23 protein-coding genes are annotated in these 23,818 nt (G+C 41.8%); 13 read left to right on the top strand and 10 right to left on the bottom strand.

What is annotated here, in order from left to right; genetic code table 11:
- Nucleotides 1–108: 108 nt before the first annotated feature.
- From yhfH (ACFRAK_RS17690) to yhfH (ACFRAK_RS17670), 5 genes are read right to left on the bottom strand one after another with little or no spacing between them, the layout of a single operon-like run.
- Nucleotides 109–249, bottom strand: a complete 141-nt coding sequence (yhfH, locus tag ACFRAK_RS17690; protein WP_098371755.1) for a protein YhfH — start codon at nt 247–249, stop codon at nt 109–111.
- Nucleotides 250–278: 29 nt separating this feature from the next.
- On the bottom strand, nt 279–416 hold the full coding sequence (gene yhfH, locus ACFRAK_RS17685; RefSeq protein ID WP_192207483.1) for a protein YhfH: 138 nt from the start codon (nt 414–416) through the stop codon (nt 279–281).
- Nucleotides 417–445: 29 nt separating this feature from the next.
- On the bottom strand, nt 446–583 hold the full coding sequence (yhfH, locus tag ACFRAK_RS17680) for a protein YhfH (RefSeq protein WP_076372630.1): 138 nt from the start codon (nt 581–583) through the stop codon (nt 446–448).
- A 29-nt stretch (nt 584–612) separates the two neighbouring features.
- The gene (yhfH, locus tag ACFRAK_RS17675) at nt 613–750 is read right to left on the bottom strand and encodes a protein YhfH (RefSeq protein ID WP_098372156.1); all 138 of its coding nucleotides are present in this window, start codon (nt 748–750) and stop codon (nt 613–615) included.
- 43 nt (nt 751–793) lie between these two features.
- Entirely contained in the window at nt 794–928 is a 135-nt protein-coding gene (gene yhfH, locus ACFRAK_RS17670) for a protein YhfH (RefSeq protein WP_394572169.1), read from the bottom strand.
- Between the two features lie 510 nt (nt 929–1,438).
- On the opposite strand from yhfH (ACFRAK_RS17670), the gene ACFRAK_RS17665 reads away from it, so the two are divergent.
- The 10 genes from ACFRAK_RS17665 (at nt 1,439) to ACFRAK_RS17620 (ending at nt 13,018) form a co-directional block, all read left to right on the top strand.
- The gene (locus tag ACFRAK_RS17665; protein WP_387604700.1) at nt 1,439–2,329 is read left to right on the top strand and encodes a diacylglycerol/lipid kinase family protein; all 891 of its coding nucleotides are present in this window, start codon (nt 1,439–1,441) and stop codon (nt 2,327–2,329) included.
- 464 nt (nt 2,330–2,793) lie between these two features.
- Entirely contained in the window at nt 2,794–4,827 is a 2,034-nt protein-coding gene (locus ACFRAK_RS17660) for a Na+/H+ antiporter (RefSeq protein ID WP_387604702.1), read from the top strand.
- 121 nt (nt 4,828–4,948) lie between these two features.
- Nucleotides 4,949–5,473 (top strand): GNAT family N-acetyltransferase, encoded by a 525-nt coding sequence (locus tag ACFRAK_RS17655; protein ID WP_387604704.1) that lies wholly within the window; start codon nt 4,949–4,951, stop codon nt 5,471–5,473.
- Between the two features lie 164 nt (nt 5,474–5,637).
- Entirely contained in the window at nt 5,638–7,023 is a 1,386-nt protein-coding gene (locus ACFRAK_RS17650; protein ID WP_387604706.1) for a protoporphyrinogen oxidase, read from the top strand.
- 497 nt (nt 7,024–7,520) lie between these two features.
- Nucleotides 7,521–8,063 carry a helix-turn-helix domain-containing protein gene (locus ACFRAK_RS17645; RefSeq protein WP_387604708.1) on the top strand — a complete coding sequence of 181 codons (543 nt, stop codon included), beginning with the start codon at nt 7,521–7,523 and terminating at the stop codon, nt 8,061–8,063.
- Between the two features lie 60 nt (nt 8,064–8,123).
- Complete coding sequence (locus ACFRAK_RS17640; protein ID WP_387604710.1) at nt 8,124–9,233, top strand: ABC transporter ATP-binding protein; 1,110 nt, start codon at nt 8,124–8,126, stop codon at nt 9,231–9,233.
- A complete protein-coding gene (locus tag ACFRAK_RS17635; protein ID WP_192207492.1) occupies nt 9,223–10,026 on the top strand; it encodes an ABC transporter permease in 804 nt (267 codons plus the stop codon). Before ACFRAK_RS17640 ends, ACFRAK_RS17635 begins: the two co-directional genes overlap by 11 nt.
- Nucleotide 10,027: 1 nt before the next feature.
- Nucleotides 10,028–10,831, top strand: a complete 804-nt coding sequence (locus ACFRAK_RS17630; RefSeq protein ID WP_192207493.1) for an ABC transporter permease — start codon at nt 10,028–10,030, stop codon at nt 10,829–10,831.
- On the top strand, nt 10,828–11,901 hold the full coding sequence (locus ACFRAK_RS17625) for an ABC transporter substrate-binding protein (protein WP_394572168.1): 1,074 nt from the start codon (nt 10,828–10,830) through the stop codon (nt 11,899–11,901). The genes ACFRAK_RS17630 and ACFRAK_RS17625 overlap by 4 nt, the downstream gene beginning before the upstream one ends.
- Before the next feature lie 226 nt (nt 11,902–12,127).
- Nucleotides 12,128–13,018: a peptidylprolyl isomerase gene (locus ACFRAK_RS17620; protein ID WP_387604718.1), complete on the top strand. Its 891-nt coding sequence runs from the start codon at nt 12,128–12,130 to the stop codon at nt 13,016–13,018.
- Between the two features lie 318 nt (nt 13,019–13,336).
- Here the strand turns inward: ACFRAK_RS17620 and ACFRAK_RS17615 are convergent, their stop codons facing one another.
- Entirely contained in the window at nt 13,337–13,879 is a 543-nt protein-coding gene (locus ACFRAK_RS17615) for a YtxH domain-containing protein (protein ID WP_387604720.1), read from the bottom strand.
- Between the two features lie 169 nt (nt 13,880–14,048).
- On the opposite strand from ACFRAK_RS17615, the gene ACFRAK_RS17610 reads away from it, so the two are divergent.
- Together ACFRAK_RS17610 and ACFRAK_RS17605 are read left to right on the top strand one after the other, a co-directional pair.
- Nucleotides 14,049–14,513 carry a MarR family winged helix-turn-helix transcriptional regulator gene (locus tag ACFRAK_RS17610; RefSeq protein WP_387604722.1) on the top strand — a complete coding sequence of 155 codons (465 nt, stop codon included), beginning with the start codon at nt 14,049–14,051 and terminating at the stop codon, nt 14,511–14,513.
- Nucleotides 14,514–17,630 (top strand): MMPL family transporter, encoded by a 3,117-nt coding sequence (locus ACFRAK_RS17605; protein WP_387604724.1) that lies wholly within the window; start codon nt 14,514–14,516, stop codon nt 17,628–17,630.
- A 109-nt stretch (nt 17,631–17,739) separates the two neighbouring features.
- Here ACFRAK_RS17605 and ACFRAK_RS17600 read toward each other — a convergent pair whose 3' ends face one another.
- From ACFRAK_RS17600 to nagA, 4 genes are all read right to left on the bottom strand, one after another.
- On the bottom strand, nt 17,740–18,462 hold the full coding sequence (locus ACFRAK_RS17600) for an SIS domain-containing protein (RefSeq protein ID WP_260287637.1): 723 nt from the start codon (nt 18,460–18,462) through the stop codon (nt 17,740–17,742).
- Between the two features lie 63 nt (nt 18,463–18,525).
- Nucleotides 18,526–19,248 (bottom strand): GntR family transcriptional regulator, encoded by a 723-nt coding sequence (locus ACFRAK_RS17595; protein WP_260287638.1) that lies wholly within the window; start codon nt 19,246–19,248, stop codon nt 18,526–18,528.
- Between the two features lie 15 nt (nt 19,249–19,263).
- Nucleotides 19,264–19,998, bottom strand: a complete 735-nt coding sequence (nagB, locus tag ACFRAK_RS17590) for a glucosamine-6-phosphate deaminase (protein WP_394572167.1) — start codon at nt 19,996–19,998, stop codon at nt 19,264–19,266.
- Nucleotides 19,998–21,176, bottom strand: coding sequence for an N-acetylglucosamine-6-phosphate deacetylase (gene nagA / locus ACFRAK_RS17585; RefSeq protein ID WP_394572166.1), 1,179 nt, complete (start codon nt 21,174–21,176; stop codon nt 19,998–20,000). Before nagA ends, nagB begins: the two co-directional genes overlap by 1 nt.
- 310 nt (nt 21,177–21,486) lie before the next feature.
- Here nagA and nagE point away from each other — a divergent pair, with 310 nt between their 5' ends.
- Complete coding sequence (nagE, locus tag ACFRAK_RS17580) at nt 21,487–23,397, top strand: N-acetylglucosamine-specific PTS transporter subunit IIBC (protein WP_394572165.1); 1,911 nt, start codon at nt 21,487–21,489, stop codon at nt 23,395–23,397.
- Nucleotides 23,398–23,818: the final 421 nt, after the last annotated feature.

The following is a 23,818-nucleotide window of genomic DNA, read 5'->3' as shown; positions in this document are numbered from 1 at the left end:
AGGGTGTCCCGGGGACATCCTTTTTTAATGCAAGGAAAGGAAAGCCAATAAAGGATTAATGCTGACATCAAAATGGCCTAAATAGCTTCTTGATGTCAGCATCTTTTATTAATATTCATCTTTTTTGGAAAGGCAGCGGTCACATTCCAAGAGGTAGGATTCAGCTTGTTCAGTGATATGGGTCCCGCATTCCGAACATTGTTTAGGTGGCAGAGTCCTGAAGAATTCCAATGGGTTTTTAGTTTGCATGATGATTCCTCCTTATGATTTGGTTTAATTTATTCTTCGTGTTTCGAAAGGCAGCGGTCACATTCCATTAAGTAGGATTCGGCTTGTTCAGTGATATGTGTCCCGCACTCCGAACATTGTTTAGGCGGCAGCGTCCTGAAGAATTCCAATGGGTTTTTAGTTTGCATGATGATTCCTCCTTTTTGATTTGGTTTAATCAGTCTTCGCGTTTGGAAAGGCAGTGGTCACATTCCATTAAGTAGGATTCAGCTTGTTCAGTGATATGGGTCCCGCACTCCGAACATTGTTTAGGCGGCAGCGTCCTGAAGAATTCCAGTGGATTTATAGTTTGCATGATGGCTCCTCCTTTTTGATTTGGTTTAATTAGTCTTCACGTTTGGAAAGGCAGCGGTCACATTCCATTAAGTAGGACTCAGCGTGCTCAATAATATGGTCACCGCACTCGGGGCAATGTTTAGCAGGGATATTGTTAAAAAACTCAATGGATTTTTTCATTTGCATGATATTTCCTCCTTTTTAATGGTAGATATATTTTCCGATTGCTTTATTCTTCACGTTTGGAAAGGCAGCGATCGCATTCCAACAGATAGGAATCTGAGTGGTCCACATGTGTTTCACCACACTCCGGGCAATGTTTAAATGAATCGATTATGAATAAATCTGATTGATTTGCTTGCATGTCTCGCTCCTCCTCTTTATAGTACAGTTTTCGTTGTTTGTTTGTTGTTATAATACAGTATATACCCGAATTTGGAAATTGTATAGGTATTTTACAGAAAATTTGAAATTTTTTTCGCGATTAGTGTGGAAACCTTATAGGAAAGCGATTTAACATCCATTTATTTTTGTATTTTTCGTTATGGCAAGTAGGGAATGGAAGAAATAATGCCTTTTATGAAAGGAAAAAACAAAGAGAGAAGCGAAAGGGACAGACAATTTTCAATTGGTTGTGATAGATATAATGTAACAGATGTGGAACAGGAAAGTTCAGTGATCAGTGAATGCCTGTTTCACAGCTATGTAACAAATCAGAGCTTGTTTTAAAATGATGCAAAATTCAAGTGGCAGCGATTATTTGTAAATTACTGGGGGGATGCTTATTTAACAATCAGAAAAAATGTTCGTGTGGTTTTAGTACATCAGTAAAGAGGTAACTTGCTAATAGAAGTACAATCATGGGAGGTAGCATATGTCGAAAGCGATGATTATCATCAATCCATCTTCAGGTAAGGAAAAGGCAGGGAAGATTTTGCCGAAAGCGGAAAAGGCCCTTGGTGAAATTTATGATGAGATAAGCGTTTGTAAAACGGAAGGAGAGGGGGATGCTACCGATTTTGCTAAGGAGGCTTGTGCAGAAAGGTTCGATGCGGTCATTTCAATGGGTGGGGATGGAACGGTGAATGAGATAGTGAATGGCTTGGGCGAGCAGCAACATCGGCCTATTTTCGGAATCATTCCACTAGGAACCATTAATGATTTCGCGAGATCTTTGGGAATACCTTTGAGTCCGAATGCAGCCATTGAGATATTAAAGGATAGGCATATTAAGGAATCGGACATAGGGAAGATCAATGACCGTTACTTCATGAATGTGTTGGCAGTAGGGGCGATCGCCGAGGCCACCTATAATGTTACCGTTGAACAAAAAACCCGTCTAGGGTCTTTTGCATATTTCATTGAAGGAGCAAAAGCGATCATTAAAAAGACTCCGTTTCCTTTAACGGTTGAACATGATCAGGGAAAATGGATAGGCGAGGCCCATTTACTAATTGCAACAATGACTAACTCTGTCGGCGGTTTCGAACAACTTGCACCAGAGGCGGAAGTGAATGATGGAAAGCTGCACACATTCATCATTAAGGATTTATCTCTTCCTCTCATCGTCAAGATCATTCCCAGTTTAATTAAGGGGGAGATCAAGGGGCATGACGAAGTTGAATATATTAAAACATCCAAGCTCCATTTAGCCACGTCAGAGGAACTGGCAGTCAATATCGATGGCGATGAAGGCATCCTTCTTCCCTTCCAGGCAAACGTACTGCACAAACATCTTCGCCTCTTTGTCCCGGGAACTAAATAAGTTTTTTAGTCAAAGCTTATGTAATGTCTTTTCACAAGGCTGTTTTCGCATACTTTGTTGCTATTTACCAAGTAAAGCGGTGTGGTTGATTTCCCCTCCAGATGCTCACCTGTCCCGCTGCTCCCGCAGGAGTCTCGCACTTCCGCTCCAATCAACCTTAAAGCGTTTTGTTTTAAAAACAACAATCTTTACGAAAAGAGCCTTTCACAAAGACCATTTTCATCCATCATGCGGGAAAAGCTGATTATGGTTAGCCAATCAGCTTTTTTCTGTTTTATGCGTACCCAAGTTTGTTGATAGAGTTGATTTTGAAACATCCAATCACCTCGATCTTCATGATATTCTAACAGGTATCATTATTCAGGAGGATTCTAGGTTAGAATAGTTAATGCATGAATGAATGGGTATAAATATGTTACGCTTATAGTTATGAGAATAGATGAGAGAGGAAGTTTGATGTTTGTATGGAGTTTTTTCTTGTTATATTAGCCCTTCTTATATTGATTGGAATGTCTAATGTAATTAACCATTTTATACCCTTTATACCTGTACCATTAATACAGATAACACTGGGTGTCATATTGGCACTTTTACCCTTGGGAATGCATGTTGAGATGGAGACGGAATTGTTTTTACTGTTATTCATTGCGCCCCTATTGTTCAATGATGGCAAAAATGTACCCCGAACAGCACTATGGAAGTTGAGAGCGCCCATTCTTATGCTTGCACTGGGCCTTGTATTCATAACGGTTTGGGCAGGCGGGTATTTGATTAATTGGATGATCCCTTCGATTCCATTGCCGGCAGCTTTCGCTTTGGCGGCCATTTTGTCACCTACAGATGTTGTGGCAGTGAGCGCTTTGGCGAGTCGGGTCAAGTTACCGAAGAGCATCATGCACCTTCTCGAAGGAGAAGGACTAATGAATGATGCCTCAGGTCTAGTTGCCTTTAAGTTTGCCGTTGCGGCTACAGTCACTGGTGTTTTCTCCTTAGTCGATGCAACCTTCAGTTTCATATGGATTTCAATTGGTGGGTTTGTAGGTGGGGCAATAATTGCTTTCATCATTATCAGGCTTCGTGTAGTTCTTCGCCGTTTAGGGATGGAAGACGTCACGATGCATATGCTGATCCAAATCCTAACTCCTTTTATTATTTTCCTCGCTGTGGAACATTTCCACCTTTCAGGGATTTTGGCAGTCGTGGCGGGGGGAATTGTCCATGCCGTTGAACGAGATCGGGAAATATCACCAACCGTGGAACTTCAGGTCGTTTCAAGAAGTACATGGTCCGTCATTTTATATATATTAAATGGCCTTGTATTCGTCTTGCTTGGCTTGCAAATCCCAAGCGTTGCGAAAATTATCTTTCAAGATCCGGCCTTCAATAATGGACAAGTGATCCTTTATATCGTGGTCATTACACTTTTCCTCTTCGCTTTACGATTCATTTGGCTTACGGCTGCCTGGTCGATTGGCTGGATGATGAAAAAAACAGGCGCCCAAAAACCGGACTTCAAAGCGGCCGGAATCATTACCATTTCCGGTGTTCGCGGAGCTGTAACGTTAGCGGGTTCGTTTTCGATTCCGTATGTGTTGGCGGATGGAAGTCCTTTTCCTGAGCGTTCGTTAATCATTTTCATAGCAGCAGGAGTCATTTTGCTGACCTTGATTGTTGCGAGTGTATTTCTGCCAATCGTGGCACGGTCCGAAGAAGAGGAAGTGGTGGACAAGCAGGCTGACAAAACGAAAACTGCTGCCATTCACTCACATCAAGCGGCAATTCGGGTGATTGAGTCACAAATGACAGATGAAAACCGGGAAGCGGCTTTATCGATCATTTCGAGGTACTTTACCAAGATCAATGAGTTATCCTATGTAGAACAGGAGAAAGAACCGGCTGCATTAAGGGAAGAAGAGAAAGAACTTCGCTTCAAGGCCCTTGAAGCAGAGCAAAGATTCCTGGATAAGCTCATCAAGGGTGAAAAAGTGGACCGGGAGACGGCGTATATATGCAAGGAATACATCCAGCGAATGGAAAGTGCCGTAACAAATCGACTGAAGTTCCGTTTTTTCAGGTCGGTAACGCTTTTCAGAAGAAGTATGCTGAGGGTTTTAAAATTATTTTTCCCTAATAAAAGTGAAATAAGAAAAATCAATCTTAAGAGATTGGAAAAGGTCAGGGATCTTAAAATCAGGATGTATAAAGCTGCGATCCAAGAGATACAGGCCGGAATTACAGCCGATAATCATAAGACATCCTCGATGATCATAGAAGAGTATAAAGTGCTGATTTTAAAATGCAAACGTGAAAATAGAGGCCGGACCCCGAGTAAAATGGCCGATTATGAAAGAGAGCTGTTCTATAAAGGGATCCAGGCAGAACGTGACGACGTGCAGGATATGTTTGAAAAACGAGTAATTTCCCGTGATGTTGCCAACATACTACGCCAGCAAATCAATTTACGGGAAGCACTGACAATCAATGAAAATGCACATTGATTAACTTAAGGAGAGCACTGCCGGTATATTCGGCAGTGCTCCTTCTGGTTTGCGAAGGGAATATCGGGCGGGTCATCGAATCATTAATGTATCCAAAAATTGATGATAGAGGGTGTGTTCAATGAAACAGGACAAGGAAAACGAGACCATCATCTTAACGCCTTATTTACCGGAACATCTTCACCAGCTTTCCCAGTTTTATTTACCGGATACACAAACCCCTTTTTCAGCCCTGCCCGAAGAGTCACTGAAATATTGCCGGGAAGATTGCGACAGGCATCCTATCGTAATATTGGCTGAAGGTATCCCAGTTGGTTTTTTCGTTTTACACATTGGCGAGAACATCACCCCGTTCACCAATGATGAAAAAGCGATATTACTCCGTGGATTTCTTGTTGATCAAAAGCATCAAGGTAAAGGGGTTGCGAAGAAAGCCTTGCAAATCCTTCCGGAATTCGCAAAAACGATTTTTCCTAACAAGGATTCGATCATTCTGACAGTGAATGTCATGAACGTGATTGCAAAATCGCTATATGCGAAGTCGGGGTATCAGGATACAGGGATTCAAAAAGTAGGCAGAAGCGGGTTGATGGAGATAATGGAGTATCGATTAGATACAATGAACAAGGAAGAAGCGAATAGCTAATATTGTTTGATCTCGACTTTTCCAAGAGGAGAGGTCTTTTTTTGTCGAATTTGTTACAGGTGTCATTACAAAACCAATGAATTAGAAGGGCCGCTTTTAATAATGCCGCTGCCTTATGGTACACTTTACTTAATGCAAAATTCGTTAATTGAGGTGTAGTCCTAATGAAAACAGTCGTAGTCGTAGGTGGAGGCATTACCGGTTTATCAACGATGTATTATTTACAAAGAACAGTTAAAGCGAGGAGTCTCTCTGTACGATTGATATTAATAGAAGGAAATGAGGAACTAGGCGGTAAAATAAGGACTGTGCACAATGGTCCATTTAAAATCGAAGCGGGTGCCGATTCGATTGTCGCCAGGAAACAAAATGTAAAACCATTTATTAAGGAATTGAACCTAGAGGATCAAGTTGTTTATAATGCGACGGGAAAGTCCTTCATCCATACAGATGGGATGCTGAAGGGAATTCCAGAGGATGCCCTATTCGGAATACCAATGAGCCTGGAGTCGCTGGCGAAAAGCGATCTGGTTTCTGCCCAAGGGAAGGTTGACGCCTTAAAGGATTTCTATACAAAAAATGAGACGTTTACGAAGAATGACTCAATTGGTTCATTTCTTGAAAGCTTCTTAGGTAAGGAATTGGTGCAAAAGCAGATATCGCCTGTCCTATCGGGTGTTTACTCAGGAAAATTAAATGAATTGACCATTGCCAAAACACTGCCAGAGATGCTGGATTATAAAAATGAATATGGCAGTATAATACGCGGTCTATCGGAAAATAAGCAGAAATACCAAAGCAAGGGAAATAAGAAGTTCCTTTCGTTTAAAAATGGCTTATCAACATTGGTTGACCGAATTGAGGAAAGCCTCGATCTGGTGGAAATTTCAAAAGGGGTCAGCGTGGAAAAAGTCGGAAGAGGAGATGAAGGATATATCATTTCATTGGCAAACGGTGAAACGCTGGAAACGGACTTCATCGTATTGAGTACACCGCATACAGTTGCCCAGAAATTATTGGGTGATCGGGAGTTGGATGAGGACTTCGACGGCTTGATCAATAGTTCGATGATTAGCGTTTATCTTGGATTCGATATCCCGGACAGCAAGCTTCCTAAAGACGGGACAGGTTTCATTGCAGGTGATAATAGTGATTTGATTTGCAATGCATGTACATGGACTAGCCGAAAATGGGAGCATACTTCTGAAAACAGTCAGCTTTTGGTAAGGCTTTTTTATAAAAGCTCTAGTCCGGACTATGAACGCTTACGGTCCCTTACAAACCAGGAATTGATCCAGGTGGCTTTACGCGACATTAAAAACAGTCTAAGCATTTCCGCGGATCCAGTAACGAATGAAGTGACGAAATGGCATGAAAATATGCCGAACTACCATATTAAACATCCACAAATCGTTCAATCGCTGGAGGCGAAAATCTCCGAGAATTACCCCAATGTTTTACTTGCGGGCTGTTCATACAATGGTGTCGGAATACCGGACTGTATTGCTGATGGGGAAAAGAAAGCGCAAGAGATATGTCTGAAGTTGTAAAAGGGGTGCTGCCAGTGGCGGTCTCACACTGTAGACAAACTAGAGGAAAAATATCATCTACTGTTTTTTTGAGTGTTTGTAAAATGGAACGTTGATTTCCGTTCCAGGCACTCGCTTTCCACGGGCTCCCCTGGACGCGCTTTTCCCGCAGGAGTCTCGTACCTTCCGTACCAATCAACTTTGTTTTAACTTTTAGCGATTATGTAATAGGTACGATTGCAGCACCAGCTATGATAATAATATCTAAGAATTACAATTGAAAACGTGGAAGAATCACGAGAGGTAACTATTTCTATACCCTGCTTTGCTTTATTTCCAATAGTAAATCAGAAAGGACAGCCCTGTTGGCGGTCCTTTTTTTGCATGACTGGAAATTCCGTTTGAAGTTTCCCGCATTTCCTGTATAATGATATTCGTAAAATTAAACTGGAAGTTTACTTATACAAAACTTTAACTACTGTGGGTTTACTATAAGTAAACCGATTGAGGGTAATGGGATGCAAATTGGAAGAAAAATAAAGAACCTTCGTTTGAAAAAAGGGTTGACCCAGGAAGAATTGGGGGAAAGAACGGATTTAAGCAAAGGATATATTTCACAGTTGGAAAGGGATCTGAGTTCCCCTTCAATTGAAACTTTTTTCAATATTTTAGAAGTACTCGGCTGCAAGCCGAAGCAGTTCTTCGATGAAGAGGATCAAGTCCAAAAAGTGGTTTATGAAGAAGAAGCACAAACATTTTTCATCGATGAAGAACGCGGGTATCAAATCCAGTGGCTCGTGCCTGAATCGAATGAAAAGGAGATGGAACCTATTCGGCTGACTCTCCAGGAAAAAGGGGAGTTCAAACAGTTTGAACCATCCTTGTCTGAAACATTCGGTTATGTATTAAGCGGAAGAGTTATTGTAAAGCTAGGTACACACACGTATTTTGTCAAGGCAGGGGAGTCGATTTATTTTCATGCTTCAGATGAACATCAAATCATCAATGATTTTGAAGGTCCGTCAGAGTTATTACTCGTGGTGACGGAATCATACTTATAGAATCCAAAACAAATGCAATCGTTGATTGATGAGTAAGGTAATGGAGAGAGGGAAGAAGCAATGACAAACGGGAATATAATACGCTTCGATCAGGTTACGAAGCAATTTGATGATGATACGGTAGTTCTCGATAATGTTAGTTTTGAAATCGAGAGAGGGAAGTTCTATACGCTTTTGGGTCCTTCCGGATGTGGGAAGACCACAATCCTTCGCTTGATTGCTGGATTTACGGAAGCCTCCAAAGGTGATATTTACTTTGAAGGGAAAAAGATCAATGATGTGCCAGCCAATAAAAGGCAAGTGAATACGGTATTTCAAGATTATGCACTTTTTCCGCATTTAAACGTGTTTGAAAATGTAGCATTTGGTCTTCGAATCAAAAAAATGAAGAATTCGGAAGTGGAAATCAAGGTGAAGGAAGCCCTCAGCTTTGTCAATTTGGAGGGGTATGAAAAACGGGAGATCAGGGAAATGTCCGGCGGTCAGCGGCAACGGGTGGCGATTGCCAGGGCAATTGTTAATGAACCGGAAGTTATCCTTCTGGATGAACCGCTATCTGCCCTCGATTTAAAATTGCGTACAGAAATGCAATATGAATTGCGGGAGCTGCAACAGAGGCTTGGAATCACGTTTATCTTCGTCACTCATGACCAAGAGGAAGCATTAGCGATGTCAGATGAGATTTTTGTCCTTAACAAAGGGAAAATTCAGCAAAGTGGAACCCCTACGGATATTTATGATGAACCGCTGAATCGGTTCGTTGCCGATTTCATCGGTGAGTCTAATATTGTAAAAGGAAAAATGATTGAAGATTATCTCGTGGAATTCGTCGGCAGACAGTTCGAATGTGTCGACCAAGGATTGAACAGTAATGAAGCTGTCGATATTGTCATCCGCCCGGAAGATTTAGAGATTACTTCCGTCGACCGCGGAAAGCTGCAAGTTCGGGTGGGCTCTCAGTTATTTCGCGGTGTTCATTATGAAATCAGCTGTTATGACCATGATGGGAATGAATGGCTTGTCCAATCAACGAAAAAAGTGGCAGTTGGAGATGAAATAGGTCTTTATTTCGATCCGGAATCGATTCATGTCATGCGATTGGGTGAGACTGAAGAAGAATTCGATAAGCGTCTGGAAGCGTATCATGATGGAGAAAGTCATGAAGAATAAATTATCCCGGAATATTTACTTCATCCCATATGTCTTATGGATTGCTTTATTCGTGATTGCACCCATTTTGTTAATCCTATACTATTCCTTCTTTGACATTGAAGGCAATCTATCATTGATTAACTATCAAAAGTTCTTTACGCCAGTATATTTAACAATGACATTAAGCTCATTTTGGTATGCTTTCCTGATTACGGGAATATCCCTTTTAGTCGCTTACCCAACCGCATATTTGTTAACGAAAACAAAGCATAAGCAGCTGTGGCTTTTGCTGATCATCGTCCCTTCTTGGATCAATTTACTTTTGAAGGCTTATGCCTTCATTGGTATTTTTGGCACATATGGTGTGGCGAATGGTTTTCTAGAGGTTGTAGGAATCGGAAAGCAGCAGATTCTCTTTACGGATTTCAGCTTCATATTCGTTTCGGTTTATATTTTCATCCCGTTTATGATCTTACCGATATTCAATGCGCTTGATAAAATGAATCCAACCCTTGTGGATGCGGCCAATGACTTGGGAGCGTCCCGTTGGATGACATTCCGCCGTGTCATTTTTCCATTGACGTTAGATGGTGTAAAGACGGGATGCCAGGTAGTCTTCATCCCGGCACTTTCTTTGTTCATGCTTACAAGACTGATTGCCGGTAACCGCGTCATTACGCTTGGTACGGCTATCGAGCAGCACTTCCTTGTGACACAGGATTGGGGAATGGGTTCCACAATCGCGGTATTTTTGATTATTATAATGTTCCTGATTATGTTTGTAACGGGTAACCGAAAGCAGGGTGTGTAAATTGGGCAATAAATTATCACCAATATCAAAAGCGTTTCTCGTTTTGATTTTTATCATACTCTATGCACCGATTTTCTTTTTAGTCTTTTACTCCTTTAACAGCGGTGGAACGATGTATGACTTTAAAGGGTTCACGATGGAGTGGTACAAGGAACTGTTCCAAGATACAAGGCTGCTGATCATTGTATTGAATACACTTGTGATCGCTTTATTATCTGCACTGATCTCAACGATCATAGGGGTAATGGGGGCGATTGGTATTCGGTCCTTTACGAGCAGTAAAGCTAAGAATACGGTATTATCATTGAATAATGTATTGATTGTCAGTCCCGATGTGATCATCGGTGCTTCCTTCCTGATTTTATTCACAATGGCCGGGATCAAGCTTGGATTCTACTCGGTACTGTTGTCGCATATCGCCTTCAGCATCCCGATCGTAGTGCTGCTGGTCCTTCCGAAACTTCAGGAAATGAGCCCTACTTTAATTGATGCCGCTAGAGATTTAGGGGCAAGCCGGTGGGATGTATTGACGAAGGTCATCCTTCCATACATCTTACCAGGTATCTTTGCTGGTTTTTTTATGGCATTGACATATTCACTTGATGATTTTGCGGTTACGTTCTTTGTGACCGGTAATGGCTTCTCCACTCTTTCTGTGGAAATCTATTCATTGGCCCGCCGTGGGATTTCATTGAATATCAATGCACTATCGACACTGCTGTTCGTCGTGACACTGCTGTTGGTTGTCGTATATTACTTTATAACTCAACGTGTAAGGCAAACGGGAATGGGGGGGAAACGATGAAAAGGCTTGTCCAAATGTTTTTGATCATTTCCCTCGTATCCGCTTTGCTGCTATATGCGATTTCAAGATTGAATTCATCGCAGGGGTTTACGAGCAGCAATACGCTTACCATCTATAATTGGGGCGATTACATCGATGCGGATCTAATCGAACGTTTTGAAAAAGAAACAGGGATAAAGGTCATTTATGAGACGTTCGATTCGAATGAGGCCATGATGACTAAAATCGAACAGGGCGGTACTACTTATGATATTGCCATTCCGTCTGAGTATATGATCGATAAGATGCGGCAGGAAGACTTGCTGATTCCCTTGGATCATTCCAAGCTTCCGAATTTGAAAAACATCGATGAGCGGTTCATCGACCTGCCATTCGATCCGGAGAATAAATATTCCGTCCCTTATTTCTGGGGAACGGTCGGAATTGTTTATAATTCCAAGATGCTCGGTGGCAAAGAAATAACGGCCTGGGCGGATTTGTGGGATAAAGATTTAAAGAATGAAATCCTTTTGACGGATGGCGCTAGGGAAGTGATGGGCATGGGTCTGAACTCTTTGAATTATTCATTGAATGATATAGATGAAGAACACCTTCAAGAGGCAAAATCCAAACTTGACGCCCTCACCCCGAATATTAAGGCGATAGTGGGAGATGAAAGCCGCATGCTATTGGAAGCCCAGGAAGCGGCGATTGGCTTGGTTTGGTCGGGAGTTGCTTCTGAAATCATGGCTGAAAATGAAGATCTCGAATACGTGGTTCCAAAAGAGGGGTCCAATTTATGGTTTGATAATATGGTCATCCCGAAAACAACCAAAAACGTCGATGCGGCTCACCAGTTCATCAACTTCATGCTGGACCCGAAAGTTGCGGCACAGAATGCTGAATATGTAAGTTACTCGACACCCAATAAAGCAGCACTTAAATATATGCCTGAAGAAGTGGTGAAGGATGAACGTTTCTATCCATCACCGGAACTGACAAAGAAACTCGAAGTGTACGAAAACCTCGGGAAGAAAAACTTGGCCCATTACAACGAACTCTTCCTTGAATTCAAGATGCATCGTAAATAACAAGAAAAAAGCATGGTGTAGGAGCTCCCTCCGTACACCATGCTTTTTCGTTTTTGGTAATGATCAACCAAATCAATTGGTAGCAAGATGAAATACTCTAAAATATCTGTAGGGATATAAGTATGTTAGTATAATGATGGGTTAGTGCATATTGAAGGTTGTAAAATCTTAAGGATTAATTAATATTCACAAGCTATCATGATAGAAAAATTAAGGGAGAGTATTCATGAAACTATTAAGAAGCACAAAGGCATATATTTGGGCTGGGAGCATTTTGATCATTGCCGGGATCATGGCATTTGCGATGATATCGTCAACGGATAAGACAATGGCGAGTATCGATGGCGAGAAAATCAATAAGGATGAGCTGTATGACGCGCTTGTTGCGGGGTACGGAGCAGATACTTTAGACCTATTAATTACGAATAAATTGGTTGAATTGGAAGCGGAAAAAGCGGGAATTAAAATTAAGGATGAAGAAATCCAGAAAGAAATCGATGTTATGGCTGAGTCCTATGGTGATGAAAAGTCGTTAAAAGAGCAATTGGAAGCAAGCGGCTCTTCCATGGATGCCCTGAAAAAGGACATTGTGGTTTACCTGCAAACGAAAAAACTGGTCGAACCGAGAATTACCGTGACGGACGATGAAATCAGTACGTATTTTGAAGATAATAAAGATACATTTGATCAAGCTGAACAAGTGGAAGCTAGTCATATTTTAGTCGAAGACGAAAAAACGGCTAAAAAAGTTGCGAAAGAAATTGCAGAAGGCGGTGATTTCGCTAAATTGGCAGCTGAATATTCCACTGATGCACAAACGGCGGATAAGGGCGGAAGCCTAGGGTATTTTGGGAAAGGTGATATGGTGAAAGAGTTTGAAGATGTTGCCTTTGATCTTGATATAAATAAAATCAGTGATCCAGTCAAATCCGATTATGGGTACCATATCATAAAAGTAACCGGTAAGAAGGAAGCAAAAAAGGCTAATTTAGAAGACAGTAAAGATGTAATTAAAGAAACGCTTCTTTCTGAAAAATTACAAGAGGAATATCCCGTTTGGTTGGCTGAAGTGAAAAAAGACCATGAGATAACGAATAAATTGGAGGACTCTAACTAAGGTTATCAAGTGATTTATGAACAAAAAAGCTGAGGCATAACGCCTCAGCTTTTCTAATGGCTTGTACAATTGGGATGTTGATTTCCGCTCCAGGCACTCGCTTTCCGCGGGCAGTCGTGGAGCCTCCTCGGCTTGCGCCTGCGGGGTCTCCTCTAGACGTGCTTTTCCCGCAGGAGTCTCGTACCTTCCACTCCAATCAACTCCGTTATTAGATTTAGATAGAACATACCTATGGAGTTGAGGGTGTTGCCTTTGGGTCAAATGGTTCGGGAACTTCATTTGATGAAAGGTACGTTATCCGGACCCCTTTTTTATATATTAGAAGTTGGATGAAATGGATTTTTGATTGGTTAATCCTGATTCTTTAACGATTTCATCACTCTCTTTTTCACCTTTATCATTATCGGCTTTCAATGATTGTGATGGTGTTTCTTTCAGCTGTTTACCGGCAACGACCACTTTTGAGCTGATGTCTTTCAATTCACTTGTTGCATCTTTAGCTGTACCAAGGGCATCAGTGGAGATATCCTTTACTTCGGATACTCTACCCACCACGTCTTCATTAACGGTTTCATATAGTGTTTCAACGTCATTGATTGCCTCTTTAATCGTCTCTGTTGCCCCTTTGACTCCTGATACCATCTGTTCCTTCATTTCGCCGGGATTTTCCTTGGCCTGTTCAATCATATTCATGGAGTTGTCTTTTAAAAGGACGGCTGAACGCTTTACTTTATTTCTTGTATTGGAGTCAAGCAAGGTCAACGCACCACCAACAAGCCCCCCAATCAGAATCCCTTTTAAGAGTTTGCTATTCGGTTGAGTTTCGCTAGTTGATTGATTTTCGATAGTCGATTGAGTCATTTATAGTTCCTCCTTTAGAATAGTAGATTGTTTGCTTACTTTGGGTTTTCCCTTATTTACCATAAGATAAACTGGAAATAATAAACTATCTTGGGATTGACATAATAAATAAAACAATAGTAATCTACATATAGTTAAATGACTGAACTACTTTTTGGGAGGTACAACGATGTCTAATGACAAAGTTTCTGGATTGATTGATCGATATATGAGGGTTTCCTTCTATGTCAATAAAATGGGTGAGCTTTTAATAAAAGATCAGATTTGTGATGTGCTGACGAACGAACAATACTATACTTTACGGTTCATTCAACAACAGCGGTTGTGTACATCGACGGAAATCAGTGATGCCTTTTATATTAATAAGAGTGCCGTCACGTCCAACATCAACAGGCTGGAAGGCAAAGGATTGATAGAACGGGAACAGGACCTGGGTGACCGAAGGGTCTTTCACTTGAAGCTTTCCAAAGAGGGGGAAGCATTGTTACTGGAAACGGAAAATAAGATTCATAAATTGGTAGAGAGCATCATGACGAAATTCGATTATGAAGAGATCGTTAAATTCCTTGATACATATGAGAAGCTTTCACAAATTTTCATTCAAATGAAAAATGAGGAAAGGGGGGAAATATAAATGAGGGGGATCATAAAGGGAAGATGGCTGGTCATTATCGTTTGGGTTGCAATGACAGCAGGATTATTGTTTGCGGCACCGAATATGGCGGAACTTGTCCGGAATAAGGGACAGCTGGATGTACCGGCAGAGTATTCCTCCGGGATGGCCAATGCGCTAATGAAAGAGATCCAGGATAAGGATGAGTCACAAGTGGCTCTCGTATTCCATGGTGATAAGAAGTTGACTTCCTCGGAATTGAAAGAGATTGAGATAGCGGTCCAAAAGCTTGAAAAGAATAAAGCGGAGCTTGGTATCAAAGAGGTCATGACCCATTTTAAAGAGCCCTCGCTAAAAGGTCAGTTGGTCTCGGAAAATGAATCAACAGTTTTGACTTCCATCACGATGGTAAAGGGGGACCGAGAAGCTAAGGATGTGATCGATGCCCTTTATAAAGAGTTGGAACAAGTGGATGTCGAGCATTATTACACAAGCAGCTGGATGATCGATGAAGACCTTAATGCCAATTCCCAAGAGGGGCTGAAGAAAACTGAAGGCATCACGGTTGTCTTCATTCTGGCTGTATTGCTGATAGTCTTTCGTTCAGTGGTGACACCGATCATTCCGTTAGTGACAGTCGGTTTCACTTATTTATGTTCACAATCCATCGTCTCATTCCTGGTGGATAAATGGGACTTTCCGATTTCGTCTTATACCCAAATATTCCTGGTAGGTATTTTATTTGGGATCGGGACTGATTATTGCATCCTGCTTCTTAGTCGTTTCAAGGAGGAGCTATCGTCACAGGAGTCCTTGCCTGAAGCGATCGTGGAGACATACCGAACCGCCGGCAAGACTGTCTTCTTCAGTGGGCTGACCGTAATGATTGGCTTTGCGGCAATCGGTTTTTCTACTTTTAAGCTCTATCAATCTGCGGCGGCCGTTGCCATAGGGGTTTTCATTTTAATGATCGCCCTTTATACGATCGTTCCATTTTTCATGGCCGTTCTTGGCAAGAAGCTATTTTGGCCGGCAAAAGGGAAGCTTGAGCATAGTGAAAGTAAACTATGGGGAATTCTGGGTAACTTCTCCTTGAACCGCCCATTGTTGGCGCTTATGATCGTGGCAATCGTCTGTGTTCCCTTTTTGTTTATGTATGATGGGAAGATTTCATATAACTCCCTTGAAGAAGCGGGCGGTGATGTTCCTTCCATCATGGCATTTAATATCATTTCCGATGAATTCGGGCCAGGACAATCCATGCCAACACAGATTGTCATAAAAAATGACGAACGCATGGATTCGGAGGATTACATCGCACTTGCTGAAAAAATCAGCCAGGAAGTCGTCAAGGTGGATGAAGTCGATGTAGTTCGTTCCATGACCCGCCCGACAGGTGAACCCATTAAGGACTTATTTGTCGCGAACCAAGCCGAAACTTTGGAAAAGGGGATCGGGGAAGGAAATGAAGGCATTAAACAAATCAGTGATGGATTAAAGACGGCAGGCAGTGAGCTTTCCGATTCAGGACCGCGCTTGAAACAAGCGACGGATGGAATAGGGGGTCTCATATCAGGCACCAATGAATTAAAGAGCGGCGTAGGTCAGGTGGAGAAGGCGTTAACAAGCATTGAAGCAGGCATTCGCGATGGTTCCTCAGGGACTGGGGATATAAAAAACGGCCTGATTGAGGTCAAGGCAAACTTGGAAAAGCTCGCTGCCGGAAGCGGACAGCTCCTCGAAGGCTATAAACAATCAGCTAATGGGTTAAGTGAGCTCACAGGGGGATACAAAGAGATTCAAACTAACCTTACGGGCGTATCACAAAGCCTTGCCGGTTTAAATCCTTCTTTTGAGCAAATGGAAGCCGCACATCCAGAGTTACAGGCTGATCAGTCCTATCAAACGATCAAGCAAACGGTGCAAGGGGCACAGGGTGGTTTGGAGCCCATGGCAGCAGGCCTTTCGGAACTCAATAGGAATCTTGGTTCAGTGTCCGGCGGTTTGAATACGGCGAATCAAAATATGACAGAGATCGTAAAGGGTCAAACTTCTCTTGGAGAGGGCCTGAACCAATTGATTTCAGGTGTTGACACTTTACAAAAAGGCCTAAGCACGATGGCCAATGGTCAGGGGGAAGTCATAAATAACCTGTCAGGATTTAAAGGAGGACTTACCAGCTTAAGTAATGGGCAGCAAGAGCTTCTAAATGGTTTTTCAAGCCTCGGCGGACAACTTACCGATTTGACAGATGGCTTAAATGAAAGTGCGGATGGTCTGAATGAAGTCCATGATGGACTATCGTCTGCACAGGGTTATTTATCAGGACTGGCAAAAACGGATAAAACGGTAACAGGCATGTACATTCCCAAAGAAGTAGTGGAAAGCGAAGAATTCGGGGAGGCATTGAACGCGTATTTATCTGAAGATGGTAAAATCATGACAATGGATGTGGTATTCAAGGCAAACCCATATTCCAATGAAGCAATTGAGCAAATCGATTCGATCGAGGCAGCCGTTGAAAGAGTAACGAAAGATACAAAGCTTGAAAATGCGCAGGTGGCGATAGGGGGAATCACAAGTACGCATCATGACTTGGGCATGATGTCTGAGGAGGATTTCTCGCGGACGGTCGTTTTGATGCTGTCGGGTATCGCAATCATTCTCTTTTTCATGCTGCGATCCCTGGTCATGCCGGTCTATTTGATTGTGTCGCTCGTTTTGACTTATTATACAGCGGCAGCCATTACAGAATTGATTTTTGTTAATATTCTCGGTTATGCCGGCATCGGCTGGGCAGTTCCTTTCTTTGCGTTCGTTATCTTGATTGCACTTGGCATTGACTATAGCATTTTCTTGATGGATCGCTTTAACGAATGGAAAGGTAAACCGGTCAAGGAAGCGATGTTACTGTCCATGAGAAAAATGGGAACGGTGATCATCTCAGCAGCTGTCATTCTGGGTGGGACCTTTGCTGCCATGATGCCAGCAGGAGTTTTATCGCTCTTGGAGATAGCCACTTTAATTTTGGTGGGGCTCGCTTTATATGCGTTTGTCATATTGCCATTGTTTATTCCTGTTATGGTTGCGACGTTTGGTAATGCGAATTGGTGGCCCTTTTTGAAGAATAAGGAATAAAGGGAAGTACCCATTGAATAAAAGAAGGCATCCGAATGGATGCCTTCTTTTATATGACTGCTTCATGATGAACATAAAAGCTTATGTATTCCTTTTTGGCTATATCGGTTCATAATTGGGCGATTCTTGTTTTATATTTTGCGATGATCTTTTGATTGTGTTCATCTGCCCCTTCGATATTACTGCTTAGGAATACGGGAGGTGTTTCCCCTGTTTCAATAATCGTTTGGATGACTTGCGTGAATATCATATTGAGGAGAACGGCCCCGATCACGGTCGATCCAGAACCAAAAGATATATTATTTGATTTCAGTAATGTGTCACCTTTGGCAATATGGTTGTCTATGACCAAATCAACGACATCGTGGAGATAATGCTTCTGTTTATGCCGCGAAGGACAACTTTTTGCATACTCCGGTGATGTTAGTCCAATGACGAAGGCCCCTTTTTCTTTTGCGATAGTGGCGACATCTATGGGAACGGGATTTACGCCGGATGATGAAATGACGATACAGACATCACCAGGACGGATATCCTCATCATGCATGAATTTCTCTGATAGGTCATTTTGCCGTTCAAGTTGGGATGACCTTGAAGCTCCCTTAAAAAGCATCAAATCTTCAACGAAAATAGGACGAATTGCGGCTAACCCACCTGCCCGGTAGAATACCTCTTCGGTCAAAATATGAGAGTGCCCGCTTCCGAATAGATGGATGATTCCATCCGACATCACCGCTTTTGAGATATGGTCCACGGCTTCCTTAATTGACTGCTTTTCCTGTTCTCCCACAATTGTGAGTAAAGCCTGCACTTCTTCAAAGTATGAATTCATATTTGTGACACCCTCCGATTACCTTTGGCAATTAAAAGACTTTAGTGATGAAAATATTCAATTTTATCTGCTTATAGTGATAGTGAACTTATATCTGTCCGCACGATATGCCGATTTAACATATTCGAGGGGAGTTCCATCCATTAGGAACGTATTCCTCTGAATGAATAATATGGGTGAGTGCTTTGGAATCGCTAAATGGGTGACTTCTAATTCAGAAGCAATCGATGATTCCAACGTTTGTGTAGCATAATCTATTTTAAGTTTAACGTAATTCTCAACATATTGGTAAAGAGAGAGGTTAATGATCTCTTCCGTTAACCCTTTAATTAAATTGGCAGACATGTATACGGTCTCGAGGGCCATTGGAACATCATCAGCCAACCGAATGCGTTTTATTTCATAAACGGGAGCATAAAGGGAAATGTGCAATTCACTGGCAATCTTTTTATCAGCCGGAATGATTTCAAAGCTCAGCAGCTTACTGCTTGGATTTAATCCCCTGGCTTTCATGTCCTCGGTGAAGCTGGTCAACCCATTGAGCTGCTGCTCCAGTTTCTTATCGGCGACAAAGGTTCCCCTTCCTTTTTGACGGTATAAGTATCCGTCATTCACCAAATTATTTATGGCTTGCCGGACGGTCATCCGGCTAATTTCGAATTGCTCGGCATATTCACGTTCAGATGGAAGGGCATTGTGCGCTTGGAACTCACCGTTTTCTATTTGTCTTTTTATTTGTTCTTCGATTTGAAAATAAATCGGAAGAGGTGAGTTTTTATCAATCATCGACTTTCGCTCCTTTTAGGGTATTATCACTCCGGATAAAGCTTTTTGGTCTGCGATAATTGTAACATTATTATGTTTTTTTAGGATAGATGCAGGGAAGTCCTCGGAAATGTCACCGTTTATCAATTTCTTCAAGGTTTCGGCTTTTTCTTCACCAGATATCAGCAGCAGGATTTCCTTGCTTTTCATGATCGTTGAAATGCCCATCGTAACGGCATGTGTAGGAACTTCGTCTATGGAATCGAAATAACGTGCATTCGCCTGGCGCGTTGAATCTTCAAGTGTCACGACATGTGTACCCGATGTGAATGAAGTTCCAGGTTCATTAAAACCAATATGGCCATTTTGCCCAATACCAAGTATCTGAAGATCGATCCCTCCCACTGAATCAATCATTTCGTCATACCGTTTACATTCCCCGTTAGTATCATCAGCCGTACCATTTGGCAGGTGAGTACGCTCTTTATTTATATTGATGTGAGTGAATAAGGAGTCATTCATATAATAATGGTAACTGTTTGGATCATTTGGTTTTAAGCCGACATACTCATCAAGATTAAAAGATGTTACATTTTCATAGGAAGTATGATTATTCACATGATCTTCAATCAAATTATCATACATTCCTTTTGGGGTGCCGCCTGTAGCAAGGCCCAACTTAATATTTGGATTTCCTTTGACTTTTCCGATCACTGTTTCTGCAGCTGTCCGGCTCATTTCCATGTAGTCCTGCACTTGTATGATATTCATTATACATTCTCCTTTTTAAAAGCTAAATTTCCTCTGCAGAACGTCATTTCAACGTCCAAGCGGTCATTCAATATTACAAGATCGGCGTCTTTTCCGACCTGGATGCTTCCTTTTCTGTCAAAAATCCGAATCTGTTTGGCAGGGTTTTCTGCCGTCATTTTTATAATGTCAGTCATGGAACAATCGGTATATTCCAATGTGTTCTTGATCGCATCGTTCATTTTCAATATACTGCCGGCTAGTGTACCGTCTGAAAGCGTTGCTCTCGTTTCGTTCACATACACAGGCTGACCTCCTAAATCATAGGTTCCCTTTTCAAGCCATTTGGCACGAAGCGAGTCCGTTATCAAGATCAAGCGTTCACTGGTAATTTGGTTATACGCCAGCTTCACCATTTCCGGCCTGCAGTGAATGCCGTCAGCAATAAGTTCAACATATAGCTCGTCTCGAAGATAAGCAGCTCCCAAAACACCAGGTTCGCGGTGATGGAGTCCCCGCATCCCATTATAAAGATGTGTAACGTGGGTAGCACCTGCCTGGATTGCTTCATCTATTTGGTCATATGTTGCATCTGAATGTCCAATGGAGGCGACGACGCCAGTTCCCCTTAAGTGGGCGGCTAGATCTAATCCATTTGGTTGTTCAGGAGCAAGCGTTACAAGCTTGATTTGATTTTCGGCCAGTACCTGCCACTTTTTAAATAGAGTGACATCAGGATCAATGATATAATCCTCAGGCTGCGCTCCTTTACGGGCTGGTGAAATGAAAGGACCTTCTAAATGGATCCCAACTATTTCAGCGTGTTCTTCAGTTTGATTTTCGATATATTTACCAGCATTAAGAAGGGCTGATTCAATGGCTTCGGTAGATTGAGTCATTGTAGTGGCCAGAAAGCTTGTGGTTCCTTCTTTGGGAAGAGTCCCTGCCATTGTGGATAATGCTTCATATGTGGCATCCATGGCATCGGAATTGGATGCACCGTGAATATGAATGTCGATGGCACCGGGAATTACCTGATAATCCGGTGAAAGAGTAATTACTTTGGCATCATCGTCCTGTTTGTATTGGCTGACTGGACCAACCTCGGCAATTTTTCCATCCACGACTTTAATATACCCATTTTTGTATGTTTCCTTTTCGCCATGAACTATTAGATTATTAATAATGAATGTTTTCATACATAATCTCCTTTATGAAAGTAAAACTTAATGATGAGTCACGAAATGGTCTCATATATTTTGCCCTCATTTTATCGCTTTTATTAAAAGTTGTCTAGACCAGTTGGGAAGTATAAGGAATAAAAAAGATACTATTGCTTTATTTTCAAAGAATATAGTATATTTTCAAGTAAATTGGTATAGACATCTATATATTTTCTGTGCTAGTATAATCCAAAGAAAAGTTATTATATTGATAAAATGAAAACGCTTTATACTTCTCATTCAACAGAATCAATAGAAGAAGTTAGGAACAAGGGAGATGAGTTCGATGTTGAATTTTTTACAAAAGATTGGTAAAGCTCTTATGCTGCCAATTGCTGTTTTGCCGGCAGCGGCTATATTGCTTCGCTTAGGTCAGCCAGATTTACTTGATATTGCATTTATGGCGGCCGCGGGAAAAGCGATTTTTGATAATCTTGCCTTACTATTCGCTTTAGGTATTGCAATAGGATTATCTAAAGACGGTAGCGGTGCAGCGGCATTAGCTGGTCTTGTTGGTTACTTTGTTTTAACGAATGGAACACAAGCAATTAATAAAGATATCGATATGGCTGTTTTAGGCGGTATTATATCAGGTATCGTTGCAGCTCTCCTATATAATAGATACTCCGACATAAGACTCCCTGAATGGCTTGGATTCTTTTCAGGGAAAAGGTTCGTCCCAATCATCACTTCGCTTGCGATGATTATACTTGCGGGGATATTCGGCTTTGTCTGGCCGCCAATTCAGGATGTAATCAATAGTGTCGGAGACTGGATTACAGGTGCAGGGGCATTGGGTGCCGGCGTATTCGGCGTATTGAATCGCTTATTGCTTCCAGTAGGATTGCATCATGTCCTGAATAGTATGGTTTGGTTCGTTTTTGGTGAATTTAATGGTGCGACAGGTGATATAAATCGTTTCTTCGCAGGGGACCCGACAGCTGGGCCCTTCATGACTGGCTTTTTCCCAATCATGATGTTCGGACTTCCAGCTGCAGCATTAGCGATGATTGCAGCTGCTAAGAAGGAGAAACGTAAATTGGTAACGGGGATGCTTGTTGGGTTAGCTTTCACTTCTTTCTTAACAGGAATCACAGAACCGATTGAATTTCTATTCATGTTCATCGCCCCAGTGTTATATGTAATACATGCCCTTTTAACCGGGGTCTCTATGGCACTCGCTGTTATGTTGGATATCCATCATGGTTTTGGATTCTCCGCAGGCGCCATTGATTATTTCTTGAACTTTGGTATAGCGCAAAAACCGCTATGGTTAATACCGATTGGATTGGTATACGCGGTCGTTTACTTCGTGATTTTCTATTTTGTCATCAAGATCATGGATTTAAAAACACCAGGCCGTGAAGACGATGAGGAAAATGTGGAAGAAGAAACGATTGTGAAAACAGGGGATAAATATACCGATATGGGATCGCTTTTCATTCAAGATCTTGGCGGTAAAGAGAATATAACGCTAATTGATAACTGTGCAACACGCTTACGTTTACAAGTGGCCGATTCAGGGAATGTGAATGAAGCAGCATTAAAAAGGCATGGTGCGCGCGGTGTCATGAAATTAAATAAATCGAGTGTACAAGTCATTGTTGGAACGAATGTCGAATTCGTTGCAAATGCAATGAAACAACTTGTCAAAAATGACGTCAATCCAAGCAAAGTGAAAACAAGTCCAGCTGCACAAGTGGCAGAGGATAAAATGGAAGAAAACCAAGCTTTAAGTGCAAATGACTTTGTCCTTCCAATTGAAGGAACCGTTTTACCGATCGAACAAGTTCCCGATCAAGTGTTTGCCATGAAAATGATGGGGGATGGCTTTGCTATCGAGCCTGTCAATGGAAAACTAGTATCCCCAATTGATGGGGAAGTTCTAAGTATTTTCCCGACAAATCATGCACTCGGATTGAAAATGGATAATGGTTTGGAAATCCTGATCCATGTTGGGTTGGATACAGTTAAACTAAATGGTGAAGGGTTTACATCTCTTGTGCAGGAAGGTCAAAGAATAACAAAAGGAACTCCTCTTTTGGAAATTGATTTAGATTTCATAAAACGGAATGCACCATCAACGGTCACTCCTATTATATTCACTAACTTACCTGAAGGAACGGCAGTGAAGTTGCAAAAGTCAGGGATCCAGAAACAAAATACACCGGATATCATCCGGTTGGATAAACTATAAATTTATGAAAAAAGGGGTGCCGACTTGTCGGCATCCCTTTAGGCTTTAGACTGTAGACAAACTCAAAGAAAAGCGAGTTTGCCCGCAGTTTTTTTCATGGCTTGAACAATTTGGATGTTGATTTCCGCTCAAGAAACTCGCTTTTCCCGCAGGAGTCTCCCACCTTCCTCTCCAAACAACTATGTTATAAAATTCAGGTGGAAACAATGCCTGAGGAATTGGAAGTGTTGGATGAAACGGCTTCTTTGTATACTTTTTGCTGTGATAAATTGTCATAGCCAAAACAAACGGGCACCCCATTGGCAGGACCTACCATACCCTTGCATGAATACGAAAGACTTCTTCTAAAACGGCAGGTGTTATGATTTCGCCTTTTGGTGACGCCTCCGGCAATTCCTAAACTCAGTCCCACCAAAACGGC

It is taken from the genome of Peribacillus sp. NPDC056705 (assembly GCF_043656335.1).
Note: the sequence above shows the minus strand (reverse complement) of the source record. Positions and strands in the feature narration are given on the sequence as shown.